The 14,265-nt window shown below is 43.7% G+C and carries 11 protein-coding genes and 1 other annotated feature; of the genes, 5 read left to right on the top strand and 6 right to left on the bottom strand.

What is annotated here, in order from left to right; all coding sequences use genetic code 11:
* Positions 1-16: 16 nt before the first annotated feature.
* The 4 genes from EKQ44_RS11110 to EKQ44_RS11095 all read right to left on the bottom strand — a co-directional run bounded on the left by EKQ44_RS11110 (position 17) and on the right by EKQ44_RS11095 (position 5,246).
* Positions 17-1,519 (bottom strand): VanW family protein, encoded by a 1,503-nt coding sequence (locus EKQ44_RS11110; protein ID WP_237663641.1) that lies wholly within the window; start codon positions 1,517-1,519, stop codon positions 17-19.
* A 23-nt stretch (positions 1,520-1,542) separates the two neighbouring features.
* Complete coding sequence (locus EKQ44_RS11105) at positions 1,543-1,914, bottom strand: hypothetical protein (RefSeq protein ID WP_237663640.1); 372 nt, start codon at positions 1,912-1,914, stop codon at positions 1,543-1,545.
* Positions 1,915-2,109: 195 nt separating this feature from the next.
* Positions 2,110-3,846 (bottom strand): sensor domain-containing diguanylate cyclase, encoded by a 1,737-nt coding sequence (locus tag EKQ44_RS11100; RefSeq protein WP_237663639.1) that lies wholly within the window; start codon positions 3,844-3,846, stop codon positions 2,110-2,112.
* 104 nt (positions 3,847-3,950) lie between these two features.
* Positions 3,951-5,246: a bifunctional folylpolyglutamate synthase/dihydrofolate synthase gene (locus tag EKQ44_RS11095; protein ID WP_237663638.1), complete on the bottom strand. Its 1,296-nt coding sequence runs from the start codon at positions 5,244-5,246 to the stop codon at positions 3,951-3,953.
* A gap of 100 nt (positions 5,247-5,346) precedes the next feature.
* Here EKQ44_RS11095 and EKQ44_RS11090 point away from each other — a divergent pair, with 100 nt between their 5' ends.
* From EKQ44_RS11090 to EKQ44_RS11080, 3 genes are read left to right on the top strand one after another with little or no spacing between them, the layout of a single operon-like run.
* Positions 5,347-6,246, top strand: a complete 900-nt coding sequence (locus EKQ44_RS11090; RefSeq protein ID WP_237663637.1) for an ATP-grasp domain-containing protein — start codon at positions 5,347-5,349, stop codon at positions 6,244-6,246.
* The gene (locus tag EKQ44_RS11085; RefSeq protein WP_237663636.1) at positions 6,243-7,133 is read left to right on the top strand and encodes an ATP-grasp domain-containing protein; all 891 of its coding nucleotides are present in this window, start codon (positions 6,243-6,245) and stop codon (positions 7,131-7,133) included. The genes EKQ44_RS11090 and EKQ44_RS11085 overlap by 4 nt, the downstream gene beginning before the upstream one ends.
* Positions 7,120-8,454, top strand: a complete 1,335-nt coding sequence (locus EKQ44_RS11080; RefSeq protein WP_237663635.1) for a bifunctional folylpolyglutamate synthase/dihydrofolate synthase — start codon at positions 7,120-7,122, stop codon at positions 8,452-8,454. Before EKQ44_RS11085 ends, EKQ44_RS11080 begins: the two co-directional genes overlap by 14 nt.
* Positions 8,455-8,683: 229 nt before the next feature.
* On the opposite strand, the gene EKQ44_RS11075 is transcribed toward EKQ44_RS11080, so the two are convergent.
* Together EKQ44_RS11075 and EKQ44_RS11070 are read right to left on the bottom strand one after the other, a co-directional pair.
* Positions 8,684-8,959, bottom strand: coding sequence for a hypothetical protein (locus EKQ44_RS11075; protein WP_237663634.1), 276 nt, complete (start codon positions 8,957-8,959; stop codon positions 8,684-8,686).
* Between the two features lie 115 nt (positions 8,960-9,074).
* Positions 9,075-11,723: a valine--tRNA ligase gene (locus EKQ44_RS11070; protein WP_237663633.1), complete on the bottom strand. Its 2,649-nt coding sequence runs from the start codon at positions 11,721-11,723 to the stop codon at positions 9,075-9,077.
* A gap of 218 nt (positions 11,724-11,941) precedes the next feature.
* Positions 11,942-12,188, bottom strand: a binding site (T-box leader).
* Positions 12,189-12,371: 183 nt separating this feature from the next.
* Between EKQ44_RS11070 and EKQ44_RS11065 the strand changes: the two genes are divergently transcribed.
* Positions 12,372-12,560 carry a hypothetical protein gene (locus tag EKQ44_RS11065; RefSeq protein WP_082892102.1) on the top strand — a complete coding sequence of 63 codons (189 nt, stop codon included), beginning with the start codon at positions 12,372-12,374 and terminating at the stop codon, positions 12,558-12,560.
* Positions 12,561-12,704: 144 nt separating this feature from the next.
* A complete protein-coding gene (locus EKQ44_RS11060; RefSeq protein ID WP_237663632.1) occupies positions 12,705-14,009 on the top strand; it encodes a globin-coupled sensor protein in 1,305 nt (434 codons plus the stop codon).
* The last annotated feature ends 256 nt before the right edge of the window (positions 14,010-14,265 follow it).

Below are 14,265 nucleotides of genomic sequence, written 5' to 3'. Positions count from 1 at the left end.
CATCCTTTTACTTCACTTATTTTCCTACAGCACCTGAACCAGTCCCTGGACTTTCGTTCTCATCGTCATCATTATTGCCGCTTCCGGTGCCAGGGTTCGTGGTGTTGTTGGAACCACCTGTGTTATTGTTTTCCCCACCCGTTGTGTTGGTAGGATTTGTGCTAGGATTCGTGTTCGTGCCTGTATTGGTGTTTGTGTTGGTATTTGTATTGGAACCGGTATTGGTGTTTGTGTTGGTTCCTGTATTGATATTTGTATTCGTACCTGTGTTTGTCCCTGTGTTTGTCCCTGTGTTGGTACCTGTATTAATTCCTGTATTCGTGCCCGTGTTGGACCCAGGCATATTAGGGTTGGTATTATCCGCTACAACGGGAGGCTTGGTCAGGGCGTGTAATTCAACGCGCTGGATTGGCGCATAAAAATCTTCGCTGTATACGAGCGTTTCCACCACTTTTCCTGAATCATCTGTTGCGGTACGGACCATTTGAATGTAGGAGCCGTTTTTTCCGGTTTCCTTTACCTGCTTCCCTGTAGAAGGGATCGTCGCAGAGTACTGCACGACCGTTTTAGGCGAGAGTGTCTGCATCTCTGCCTGCTTTACCTCATACACATAAGGCAGTGGGCCACCATTCAGCTCTCCAGATAGGGCGTTCGTATCCGCCGATAGCGTGATGGTAAAGTCACTGTTATTTGTGTTGGTAAAAGCAAAATTCATCTTATCTTTTTGGATCCGAGCTTCATATCCGTTTGAAGCCCAGACAGGCAGTTCCTTGGAAATATGGCGTTCTACGACCGCAAAGTTTGTTGGTGCAATTAGCTCGAATAGCATGGATGCAAACATGCTTGCCGCTTCATCTGATAATTCTACTTCTTCATTGGTCAACCACGTCTGCACAGAGAACTTTTCGTTGGCTCTAAGCTTAATCTCTTTTCCGTCCAATGCTGTATTTAGCTCGGTTCCTGCTGTCTGCCCGAATAGATTCAATTGTACTTGAAGGGCAGTTTGATTCATGACTTCCCCGTCAACAAGGTAGTTAGAGAAAGAAAAAGTATGATCCCCTTCTTTCAGTTGGGACGCCACTTTTTCCAGATCCTTTTTCAGTTGTTCCGTATCCATGGCAGAGAAAATATCACTTGTCTGGGAGAGTGTTTCAATCTGCTCCAGCAGTGTTCCATTCGGGAGTTCCACCTTCAAGTTGTTCTGGGAACCATCAACGGCATATTCCACCGATTCGGATATGAAATAGGTAAAGGCTTCTTTAGGGAAGGGCTGTAATTCCCCTGCCCATTCCAAATAAATTGTCCCATTGGTCAACCAATTGCTTTTCGCTGCCTCCATTTTTTCCATTGCATCTGGCTTGGATGTATTGCTCACTTCTTCATTGGCAATAAGTGTCGCCTCGGCAAATGAATTGGTGTGTGGTAGCCATTGATTGATTACCAGAGTCCCTACCTGGGAAAAACCGAAAATAAATACTGTACATACGAGCAAAGCAACTAGCAGCTTCAGACTTTGCATCCTGTTCCCTCCAAATAAAAAGCTTATCTTTTTTCTATCAGCTCATCTGACAGTTCTTCAAAAGATGACGTGCTTTTTGAAGCTGTGGCAGAATGGGCTGATTGATTAATTCTATTATCTTGTTCCATTGTCTTCTTTGATTGAATAGTTTCTGCTGAAGTGATGAATAATGGTAATCGTTGAAGTAGGATGGCGGTTAGCAGTAGAAGTAGAATCATTGATAGTATGCTATGCCATAGTGTGAGAAGTTCAAATATGTATATTCCTAATACACTGACCAGAAAAGCGATTACTGGAATGACCCATTTTCCTATTTTAGAAAATTTCATCGGAAACAAAAAGAAGAGTGCCGTCAGTAAGATAAGTGCCAGTCCGGCAAATAGATAATCCCCCATATCCTCACCGCTTTCTATGTATTTTTACGGAAATTGTAGAACGAAGTAAACTATTGTTATTGTATAATAAAGCCAGGTAATTTGAAATAGTAGATTACAAGATAAAACATTTTATTGAAAAAATTGTTTATTCCTCTAATTTTTTCACCCCTCAAAAAAAACTCTCGTCATCGATGACGAGAGTTTTTCCTTCTGTTATGATGTCTTTCGATATTCCGCAACCTTATTCCTTCCAGCCTGCTTCGCCCCGACATACATCGCTCGGTCCGCATGGCGTATGAGGTCAAGCGTGTCTTCTGCATCATCCGGAGCGGTCGCAAATCCGATGCTTGCTGTAACTTTTACAAGCTGGGAACCTTGCGCATCGCGAATGTGTTGCTTGAGCGGGAAGGATCTGGTGGCAAGATTCACCCGTATGCGCTCAGCCAGTTCGAAACATTGCCCCCGCTCCACATTAGGAAGAAGGATGACGAACTCTTCCCCACCATATCTTGCAACCGTCCCTTTTTTACCCACAATTGCTGTCAATCTATCGGCAACCTGCATAAGAATCTCATTTCCACTTTGGTGGCCGTATACATCATTGATTTTTTTGAAGTGATCAAGATCCAGCATAATGAGGGAGAGAGACTTGGATTGTCCATTGTTAAGCTTTTCATACTCATCATCAAGTACACTTTCAAAAAAGCGATAATTATATAGCTTTGTAAGGGCACAGCGTTCGCTTTTTCTTTTTGTTTCTTGATAGTGGCGTGCTTTTTCCATTGCCACCCCAAAATAAGAGCAGAGTATATCGACAATCATCAATTGGGATTTATCGTATGTGCGCTTGGATGAGCTTGCAAGCAATACGAGCCCCTCAATTTTATGATTACGGATGACTGGGACGCACATCACACTTTGCATCGAAGCGGGAAGATGTGTTTTGGAAATATGTTTCCATTCTTTTTTCGTCAAATAACAGACGCTTTTTCCACGTTTCAGTACATAGGCCAATAGTTCTTCTTCATCTGTTAGGAGGATGGTATTGGGCTCCACACTGTTTTCCTTGTCCATCACACGGAGCACTTTCATGATCTTATCCCCGTTCACGTCAATGATTGCTGCATAATCCACCTTGAAGAGAGTGGAAATTTTCTCTAAGAACACATCCAATACCCCTATTGTATCAAGCCTTTCGGTTAACTGATGACCGACATCTGCTGCTTGTTGGAGGTGAACATTGACTTTTTGGCTCGAATGATAGAGTTGAAGAATCAAGGTTAAGATGACGAAGGGCAAACCGACATATAATAAGGCAACTACTCCCACTTGCTCATAGAGGGTGTAGAGGATTAATCCCACCGGTAGGACCATGATGCTTGTAACGGCATCCCACTTCGTATCCGGAGTGATGAATTTACTTTTTCGCTCATAAATAGATACCTGAATAAAATATAAATATACTGTATTAAGGGTGAAATAGACTAATTCATGGGCAAGTATCGGGGTAAGGACGCCGATATTCCATAATCTTGTATCTCCAGGCGTACCACCTAAAGCATAAAAAACAAAACCAGCTACCAAGGATATGCTAGAAAACATCAGCATATTAATGGGGATCCGCACCAAGTTCTGCCGATTCATGCGCATATACACCATTAAGGCAAGAACCGAGATGAGTGTCACAATCATCTCAATAAATAGTCCAAAGGACAGGAGGGCTGCCAGCGAAACTCCTTGTGCCAGAAATAGCGGTACCTCTCCTACCACTATCGGAATCAGGGCAAGTATAATAGCTAAAGCTATAAACCCGACAAGGTGCCAAATTGGCAAATCTTTTAAAACTACAGGTGAAAGCTGATATCCTAGCCATAAAAAGATGGGGACGAACACAATAAAGCATGTCCAAATCACCATTTCCCTTTGGCGATTCACTGCCTGAGCTACCAAACTGACCCCTCCCTTCTCTATCCATTTTTCGACGCACTTTTGCAATAATTAAATATTATCAAATTTTCTAACATTTGTCACAAAAAAACTAGGAGAAATTTCCCTTACACCTTATCTTTCCTTCGTGTGAGATAAGACCTAGTTTCAGAAATAAAATAAAGGGAACCTGTTACAAGCAACACGGACTCCTCATCAAGCCGTGATACAGCAGCATTAAGAGCGATTTCCCATTCTTCCTCTACCTGTTTATTGGGATGATGGCTTATATGATAAATATTTTCTGCACGGGCAGCTCGAGGGAAATGAAAAGAAGTAAAAATAATTTCAGATGCCAACTTTTCCAACTTTTTTACCATGGATTCAATCGGTTTATCTATTAGCGCACTGAAAAGAACGATTACTTTCCTATTTGAATAACACATTTCCATAGAACGCACCAATGCATCCATCGCCTCGTCATTATGTGCCCCATCCATGATGATGAGTGGGTTGCGGCTAACCACTTCAAATCTTCCAGGGTGGGTGGCTTTCAACAGACCCCGCTTTAGTATATTTTCCTCATATCGGGCTAATCCCTTTTCCGTCAATGTGAGGTATGCCTTTATTGCAAGTGACGCATTCGCTACCTGATGTTCTCCCTGCATTGAAATCCTTATATCACTTATTAACTTCTCCTTACTATGGAACGAAAAGGTCTCTCCTTCCTGCTCCCTATCTACTAGTGAATAAGAAAAATCCTCTTCCATAAAACTGATGGGACTATCAATTGTCTTTGCTTCTGCCTTGATGACTTCTTTCGCCTCCGCCTTTTGCTCCCCACAAATAACAGGAATCCCTTTTTTGATGATACCTGCTTTATGAGCGGCAATTTCTTTGATTGTTGTCCCCAAGAAGCCGATATGATCATAACCTACGTTAGTTATAATGGAGAGGACCGGCTTGATCACATTGGTGGAATCCTCCCTACCTCCGAGACCTACCTCGATCAAGGCAAAATCCACTTTCTTCATGAAAGCAAAATAATAGTATGCCATGGCAGTCTGTAGCTCAAACTCGGTTAATCCAGCCTCATCAAGACCCTTCTCGTTAAAGATTTTTATTATTTTCATTAATTCTCTATCTGTTATGTACGCACCATTCACAGAAATCTGATCATTTATATACTCATAGGAAGGGGAATGAAACGTTCCGACATGATGGCCTGCCTCTTGTAGTATGCTCTCTAGAAAGCGTAACGTGGATCCCTTGCCATTCGTCCCTCCAATATGGACTATTTTAATTTGATTCTGAGGATTGCCCACCTTCTCCAAAAAGCGGCGCATTCGCTCCAACCCCAGGTTAATCTCGCTTTTCATCGTAAAATTAATTTCCTTTTGAAGTTCCTTAAATGATGTAAACATATTGCAACTCCTTTTCAACCGGCCATTCCTTAGGTAAAATAATGGATGTTACTCTATTATTGTTATAGCAAACTTTATCATAGAAAACGAGGGCTTTACCATGTCAAAATACCTTTGCTGGATAATATATAACGGAAACCTTCCTGAGGAGAAATTTATCGAGATGGCTACTTGGATCAATAATGTGGCAATAGAGCATTCCATCAAAAGCCACCTCGTAAAAAACAACCAATTGATACCTGCCATTGTAGATGGAAAGCCGGACCTAGTCCGTTCTGAGAGTGAAAGGCTTCCGGATTTTATCATTTTTTTTGATAAGGATGTCGTTTTAGCCAAACATCTTGAAATGATGGGCATACCTGTTTACAACAGCGCCACTAGCATCGAGATTTGCGATAGTAAATCACTTACATACCAAGCGCTTGCCGGAAAGAACATTCCAATGCCTAAAACACTATTGGCTCCCTTCGTTTTTTACGCTCACGATGACTATCAACCATTTTTTCGTGCAAGTGAAGCCTTGGGTTTTCCACTGGTGGTGAAGGAAGCCTATGGTTCATTCGGCATGCAAGTATACCTTGTTCATACGATGGGTGAACTTCTCGAGAAAGTGAAGGAAATGGGGAACCGCCCGTTTCTCCTTCAGGAATACATCGCATCAAGCAAAGGAAAGGATATCCGCTTGAATGTCGTGGGGGATCAAGTTGTTGCGTCCGTTATGCGAATATCAGAGACAGATTTCCGTGCCAATGTCGGCAATGGTGGCAAGATGATCAAGTATGAACCTACCGCATACGAAAAGAAAATAGCGATCAAAAGCACGCAGCTTGTGGGTGCGGACTTTGCCGGAGTGGATCTGTTGATTGGGGAAGACGGCTCGCCGCTTGTTTGTGAAATCAACTCCAACGCCCATTTCAAAGCCGTCCACCACTATACCGGGATCAATGTCGCAACCTATATTGTTCCCCATATTATAAAAAAATGGAAAGAGACGAAATGATGAGAAGATTAGGCTGGCTTATATACGAAAAAGAACACTCTAAAAAGAACGAATCTTTTATCCAATGGTTTATGGAAGAAGCAGAAGTGTTGAATATAGACTTGAGGTTCCTGTTACAATCGCAAATATCCTTTGGTGTGCGGGAAAACAAGCTGGAAATAAGACTTGATGGTTTAACTGCTGCCACTCCTGACTTTGTCATCATGCGAAATGTCGCCCCTTTGTTCAGTGAGCATTTGGAACGTATGAACATTCCATGCTTCAATTCCTACCAAGTGGCTTCCATTTGTAATGACAAGGCAAAAACGCATCAATATTTAGCAGGTAAAGGAATCCCGATGTTAGATACTTATTTTATCACGGCGGATGAACTTTCGCCTGAAAATCTTCCCATCCCTTACCCGTTTGTGGTGAAGTCGGCAGCAGGCAGAGGTGGAGTCGAGGTGTACTTAATAGAAAATGAGGGGCAGTTGGAAACAATCCGGCAGGAATTTTCCTCCCTCCCGCTCGTGATTCAACCACTAGCCGGCACGCAAGGAAAGGACCTACGTGTGTATGTGCTCGGCAAACAAGTTGTGGCAGCTGTCCTTCGTACCAATGAGAATAGCTTCAAAGCGAATTTCTCCCTTGGTGGCAAGGCTGGGGTTTATACGATGAATGAAGTAGAGCAACAGTTGGTAGAGAAGATCATAGCACAATTCGATTTCGGCCTCGTTGGGGTGGACTTCTTATTTGATGGCGAAGGACAGCTCCTTTTCAATGAGATCGAGGATGTCGTCGGCTGCCGGATGCTGTGTCAGACAACCGATATCAATATCGTAAAGCTTTATTTGGAATTTGTTTTGAGGAAGCTTGAGGAAGGCGAGGCAAACGATGAAGTTTTATAATATGCGCGAAGCCCTTTCCTATGTATACGCTTCCTTCTTAAAAGCAAAGCCCCACCAAAAGGAAATAGATGATGCAATCGTCCGCTCTCCTCACTTAACGAAGGAGCTGTTGACCAGTTTAGATCTTATCCTTCCAAAGGAAAAGATCATCCTCGTGACAGGGAGTAAAGGAAAGGGTTCCACATCCAGAATGATCTCGGCCATACTCCGTCAAAAAGGATACAAAGTAGGCCTCTACACATCCCCACACCTTGTAGAATATAACGAACGGATCCGGGTGAACGGGAAAGCCATTTCAGATGAAGCGTTTTTGGCCCACCTTAACAATCAGGCTCCTGTTATAGAAAAGACATTAGCTTCCATTACAAGCCCGCGACAATACCTTGGTCCGACAGGCATCCTGCTATCCATCGCCCTTGCTCATTTTAAGGAGGAAGGGACAGATATCAATGTCATTGAAATTGGCCGAGGCGGTACATATGACGATACAAATGTTCTGGATAACAATTGGGCTGTCATTTCGAAAGTGATGGAAGAACATGTGGGTTACCTGGGAAATTCGCTTGAGGAGATCGTTGGACATAAAGCCGGGATTGTAAAGGAATGTACGGAACACGTGCTGGTTGGAAACCAAAGTGAACCTGTTAAGCAGATGTTGGGGAAAAAGTTGGAGGGGAATGCTTCTTTTTTTGGAGAAGATTATACTCCTACCATCAAGCATGCAAGTTTAAAAGGGAGCTTATTTTCCCTACATACTGAATTGGGAAACTATGATAAAGTCTCTCTACCGTTGCTCGGCTCGTTTCAGGTGGAAAATGCCGCACTGGCCATCCGGACATGTGAAACGATAATTGGCGAACAGCTCACCGCTGAGTTATTGAACGATTGTTTCCGAGAGTTGAGATGGCCAGGAAGATTGGAAGTGGTGGAAGAACACCCTACCGTCGTGCTCGACGGATCCATCAATCGTGTTTCAGCTGCTTATCTAAAAGAAGTACTCCCACTGGTGGACTCGACGAAAGTTGCCACTATCATAGCGGTACCGGAAAACAAAGATTATGAAGGGGTCATAGAGGTTTGCAGTGAGTTCTCTGATATATTGGTTGTAACAACACCTGATCACTCACACAAAAAGTTTCCGGCAGATGCACTTTCTGTTGCCCGTCGATATCATGCAGGGGCGATGGAGGTTGGTTTGCTTTCGGAAGCTGTTGCGTTGGTGAGGACCTTTGAACCTAGTCTGATCTTCATCGTTGGCACACAGTCGATGATTGGCAGCGCCAAGGAGATTTGGAAGGATTCGTTGATGGATATTGGATAATATAACGCTTCGGCACTCTCTTGGGCTTGTGTACTTGGGAGGGCAGGGGCGTTTTTTGTTTGTTTGTTTTTAGGTTAGGAGGTTTGGAGATTCTGGGAGTATGAAATTCGGAGGGGGGCGGTTGGGATTCTGGGGCACTCTTAATTTCCCGGCTCGCTTCTCAATTTCCCAGGCCAATTTCTACTGTTTAGTATGCCACTTCTACCACTACAGGATGAGGTTCTACCGTTCACTGGCTACATTCTACCACTTCCGCATGAAGTTCTACCCCTTCCGCACGAGGTTCTACCGCTTCTGCACGAGGTTCTACCACTTCCGCAGGAGGTTCTACCACTTTCGCATGAAGTTCTACCACTTTTGCATGAGGTTCTACCTCTTTCGCCTGAAGTTCTACCACTTTATCAAGAAGTTCTACCACTTTCTCAAGAAGTTCTACCACTTTCTCAAGAAGTTCTACCACTTTCTCAAGAAGTTCTACCTTTCGACATAAATCGACATCCTTCACTTCCTCCTACTTCCATCACCAGCCACCCAACTAAACCGCACTCCAACTAAAAAAATCCCAAGCAACCTCCCCTCAAGAAGGACAGGCTACCCAGGATCTTTTCACCGAAAAGCTCTTACCCCTTCAACTCATCAATACGAGTTTGAACAGCATCACGCTTTTCTACATAATCTTTTTCTTTCGCTTTCTCTTCTTCAATGACATTCGCAGGTGCTTTCGCAATGAAGCCTTGATTAGAAAGCTTCTTCTGCACACGCTCCACTTCTTTATCAAGCTTCGCAAGCTCCTTGTTTAGACGAGCGATTTCTTCATCAATATTGATCAGTCCTTGCAGAGGAAGAATCAATTCTGCTCCAGTTACCACTGCTGTCATCGCCTTCTCGCCGCCATCCAACGCAACATCAGTTCCGATCAACAGCTCGCTAGGGTTACAGAAACGATCTAGATAAGAACGGTTGCTTTCAAGCTTGCCGGCAATCTCGGATGTTTTCGCTTTTACAAGCAATTTAACCTGTTTGCTCATTGGCGTGTTCACTTCTGCACGAACGTTACGTACGCTGCGGATGATGTCTACAAGTAAACGCATATCCGCTGCCGCTTCCTTGTCTGTCAGATCATCACGAACTTCCGGCCATTTTGCAAGGGTGATGGACTCGCCTTCGTGAGGAAGCTGCTGCCAGATCTCCTCTGTGATGAATGGCATGAACGGATGCAACAGGCGCATGGTGTTATCCAATACGTAAGCCAAAATAGAGCGTGTTGTCTTTTTCGCCGCTTCATCTTCGCTGTACAATGGAATTTTCGCCATTTCGATATACCAGTCACAGAAATCATCCCAGATGAAGTTGTAAAGCGCACGGCCCACTTCACCGAACTCATACTTCTCAGCAAGCTTGGTTACAGTCTCGATTGTTTCGTTTAGACGAGTCAAAATCCATTTGTCTGCAACGGATTTCTCTCCGCTCAAATCGATATCTTCGAACTTCATATCGCCCATATTCATCAGTGCAAAACGGGATGCGTTCCAGATCTTGTTGGCAAAGTTCCAAGTGGACTCCACTTTTTCATAGCTGAAGCGTAAATCTTGACCAGGAGAGCTTCCTGTTGATAGGAAGTAACGCAGGGAATCCGCCCCGTACTTTTCGATAACTTCCATTGGATCCACACCGTTACCAAGGGATTTACTCATCTTGCGGCCCTGCTCGTCACGAACCAGCCCATGGATGAGAACATCTTTAAAAGGACGCTCGCCTGTAAATTCTAACCCTTGGAAAATCATACGGGAAACCCAGAAGAAAATGATATCATACCCTGTTACTAAGGTATTTGTTGGATAGTAACGTTGGTAGTCCAGTGATTCTGTTTCCGGCCAGCCCATTGTAGAGAACGGCCATAATGCAGAACTGAACCATGTATCAAGTACGTCTGTATCCTGTTCCCAATTTTCGATATCCTCCGGCGGGTTATGGTCAACATGGATTTCTCCTGTTTCTTTATGATACCAAGCCGGAATACGGTGGCCCCACCATAGCTGACGGGAGATACACCAGTCGCGGATATTTTCCATCCAGCGCATATAAGTGTTTTCAAAGCGGTTTGGTACGAAATTAACTTTGTCTTCTTGGGACTGAAGGTCTATCGCTTTATCTGCTAGAGGCTGCATCTTAACGAACCATTGTGTAGAAAGGTATGGTTCAACAACTGCGCCACTACGCTCACTATGACCAACAGAATGCATATGCTCTTCAATTTTGAAAAGAACGCCACTTTCTTGCAGGTCTTTTACAAGCTGCTTACGGCATTCAAAACGGTCCATACCATTGTATTTGCCAGCTTTCTCGTTCATACTGCCATCTTCGTGCATAACCAAGATTCGCTCCAAGTTATGACGGTTTCCAATTTCAAAGTCGTTCGGGTCATGTGCAGGTGTAATTTTCACTGCACCGGAACCAAATTCCATATCTACATAATCATCTGCAACGATTGGAATCTCACGGCCAGTGATAGGCAATGTTACCATTTTCCCGATCAAGTGCTTGTAGCGCTCGTCTTCTGGATGAACCGCAACTGCAGTATCTCCAAGCATCGTCTCCGGACGCGTTGTTGCGATTTCAATGTGGCCGGAACCGTCAGTTAGTGGATATCTCATATGATAGAAAGCACCTTGAACATCTTGGTGAATTACCTCGATATCAGAAAGAGCCGTTTTCGTTGCAGGGTCCCAGTTAATGATATATTCCCCACGGTAAATAAGTCCTTTTTTATAAAGCGATACGAATACTTCGTTTACTGCTTTAGATAACCCTTCATCCAATGTGAAGCGCTCGCGGCTGTAGTCCAGACCAAGACCCAGCTTGGACCATTGTTCACGAATATGTTTTGCGTATTCGTCTTTCCACTTCCACGCTTCTTCCATGAATTTTTCACGGCCAAGATCATAACGGTTGATTCCTTGGTTACGAAGCTTTTCGTCTACTTTCGCTTGTGTCGCGATTCCAGCATGGTCCATTCCAGGCAACCAAAGAACGTCAAAGCCTTGCATACGCTTCATGCGCGTGATGATGTCTTGCAAGGTAGTGTCCCATGCGTGACCTAAGTGAAGGCGTCCCGTTACGTTTGGTGGTGGGATAACGATTGTATATGGTGTTTTGTCCTGGTCGTTTGTCGCTTCAAAAAAGCGGCCGTCCAGCCAGTATTGATAACGGTTTTTTTCGATTGTTTGTGGATCGTATTTAGTCGGAAGGTTTACTTCATTCATTTCCATCCTGATTCCTCCTATTCTCTTATAGAAAATGGTTCTGTTTACCACCGCTGTTGATTTCCCCGCCAGGCTTCGCTTTCCGCGGGGCGGTGCTTGAGCCTCCTCGGCTCCGCCTGTGGGGTCTCAAGTCTACCGCTACCTCCCGCCGGAGTCTGCGCCTTTCGCTCCAATCACCAGCTATGGAACTTCAAAACCATAATAAAAAACTCCCTTCATCCAAATAAAAGGACGAAAGGAGTTAAGTTTCGCGGTACCACCTTTTTTTACAGGGTAAAAACAGATACACTATCCCCTGTACACTCAAATCTGTTAACGGCTCTCCACCGGTTTCAACTACTAAACATAACGCGTTCGCTGAAACTACTCGAGGGCGACCTTCCAATCCGACTATCCTGAGAAACCTTTCAGCTAATGGTTTCCCTCTCTAAAGGAGCCAGGCATTGTACTCTTCCCTGTCACTGTATTTGTTCTTTATCTTATTACCTTACTATGTTACATAAAGGATATGCTAATAGTCAATAAGCTTCTCCAATTTTTTATTAAGTTATGCACAAATTTAAATATTTGTTCCGAATTGGGCACTATTTTCTGCTCACAATCATATCTTAGGTATATATACTTCGAGAAAAGTGTGCTTAAAGGAGGTACCTTATGCGGAAATACAACCCCTATTCCTTGCCGCCTTGGCTGAGACAGGTTCGAGGTGTATGTGCGCAATTCATTATTCCTATTTGTGTGTTTCAGGGAATACGTACCATCTTTCTTCCCACAACCTTTGACGTTCTAATCTTGGCCATTTGCATTGTCATCGCCATCTGCTTTCATTTGGAATGGATTTAGTTCATTCAAAAACTGCCGCATAACCTGTGGCAGTTTTTATTTTGTCCATCGACACATTCCTTATAGCTTATTTCCCTCTTTTCATCCATAATAATACATAAAGATATGAATATTCTACCAATTCCTACTCTAAAGGAGACACACATGATTTCATTTATGCAAAAAAGTAAAAAGGTTCCTTATACTGCCGCCATGCAGTTTCCAGACAAACAAACGGTCATCTCTCTATCAAAGGATGCTGATTTGGCAAGCCGCCTTTATTATATGGGATTCACAAAAGAACACCTGCAAGCTTTACAGAATGCCAAGCCGGTTGTTTTTGAACTATTGGATGAGGTACTTGAAAAAGTTCTTGAACACCTCTATAAACAACCTCCCATGAAGCGCGTTGCCACCAGTAATTCTAACAAAGAAAGACTGAAGGCTGTATTTGTACAATATTTTCAAAGTCTATTGAGTGGAAAACTCGATGAAGATTTTTTCAAGATGAGAAAAAGAATTGGACAAACCCATAACGGTGTCCATCTTCCGGTTACTTGGTTTTTGGCAACGTACTCGGCCATGCAAACACTCTTGCTTCCTAAAGTGGTAGAGTTATTTCAGGATTCCCCCAAGGAACTTGTGACAACCTTGACCGCCTTGACACATATCATCAACCTTGATTCCCAGCTTGTGGTGGAAGAATACATCCATGTACGGATCGACCTGCTAGAACAGGCAAATGAAGCAAATCGCACCCTACAAGGCGAATTGACAAAAATCAGTGAAGAGGTCGCAGGAACTGTGACAGAGACGGAAGAGACCATCCAAACCGTTACTTTGAAAGCGGAAGAAGTGTTGAAGGACACAGACTTGACCCAGAAAAGCAGTCAAAACCTTTTGCATCTAACAAATGACAATGAAAAACAGATGGAAAAGATGGTAGGAAATTTTGAAAAAGTCATGAAGGAAGTCAGCCAGTCATTGGAAGAAATGCATACCTTGAAAGCTGTTTCCGAAGAGATCATCACGATGACCCAGGGAATTGATAATATCGCCGATCAAACAAACCTACTTGCCCTGAACGCTTCCATTGAAGCAGCCCGTGCAGGTGACGAAGGCCGTGGTTTTGCGGTGGTGGCCAGTGAGGTACGAAAGCTTGCGGAAAGCTCGAAGGATCTTAGCAGCAAGATCAAAGTGCTGATTGATAAGAGTGACCAGCAAATTACAAATGTAACGAGCATGATGTCGTCCATGCACAAAGTGACCGCACAGTCCCAACAGAATGTCGTCCAAGTAAAGGGTGGAATTGTCACCGTCAAAATGGAAATGGACAACTACCTTGACCGCTTCAATAAAAACAAAGCGGACCTAGATATCATTGTGAATTCCTTTAAAGAAATCAACCAATCGGCTGTGGGCTTGTCCATGTTGACCGAGACATTGTTGCAAAAGACTGTGAATAAATAAAGATGGAGTAAACTGGTTATTAAGTATTAAACCCAGCACTAGGTACACTAGCCTGTTGATTTCCGTTTTAGGCGCTACGCTTTCCACGGGCGGTCCGGGAGCCTCCTCAGGCTTGCGCCTTGCGGGGTCTCCCATGTCCCTTCCTCCCGTAGGAGTCTTCGCGCCTTCCACTCCAATCAACATTGGTTACCACGACTTTTTTGAGATAACAAACTTATTAAAAATAAAAAACTCAGCCACCAGCATGAGTTTTTTA

It is taken from the genome of Sutcliffiella horikoshii (assembly GCF_021991925.1).
Lineage (GTDB): Bacteria > Bacillota > Bacilli > Bacillales > Bacillaceae_I > Sutcliffiella_A > Sutcliffiella_A horikoshii_F.
The sequence above is the reverse complement of the archived record's forward strand: the minus strand, read 5'-3'. Positions and strand labels throughout refer to the sequence as shown.

What these genes read in the sequence shown, in the direction of transcription:
- EKQ44_RS11110 (WP_237663641.1), bottom strand. Translation starts at nt 1,519, where the DNA reads ATGCAAAGTCTGAAGCTGCTAGTTGCTTTGCTCGTATGTACAGTATTT.
- EKQ44_RS11105 (WP_237663640.1), bottom strand. Translation starts at nt 1,914, where the DNA reads ATGGGGGATTATCTATTTGCCGGACTGGCACTTATCTTACTGACGGCA.
- EKQ44_RS11095 (WP_237663638.1), bottom strand. Translation starts at nt 5,246, where the DNA reads ATGTTTACATCATTTAAGGAACTTCAAAAGGAAATTAATTTTACGATG.
- EKQ44_RS11090 (WP_237663637.1), top strand. Translation starts at nt 5,347, where the DNA reads ATGTCAAAATACCTTTGCTGGATAATATATAACGGAAACCTTCCTGAG.
- EKQ44_RS11085 (WP_237663636.1), top strand. Translation starts at nt 6,243, where the DNA reads ATGATGAGAAGATTAGGCTGGCTTATATACGAAAAAGAACACTCTAAA.
- EKQ44_RS11080 (WP_237663635.1), top strand. Translation starts at nt 7,120, where the DNA reads ATGAAGTTTTATAATATGCGCGAAGCCCTTTCCTATGTATACGCTTCC.
- EKQ44_RS11070 (WP_237663633.1), bottom strand. Translation starts at nt 11,723, where the DNA reads ATGGAAATGAATGAAGTAAACCTTCCGACTAAATACGATCCACAAACA.
- EKQ44_RS11065 (WP_082892102.1), top strand. Translation starts at nt 12,372, where the DNA reads ATGCGGAAATACAACCCCTATTCCTTGCCGCCTTGGCTGAGACAGGTT.
- EKQ44_RS11060 (WP_237663632.1), top strand. Translation starts at nt 12,705, where the DNA reads ATGATTTCATTTATGCAAAAAAGTAAAAAGGTTCCTTATACTGCCGCC.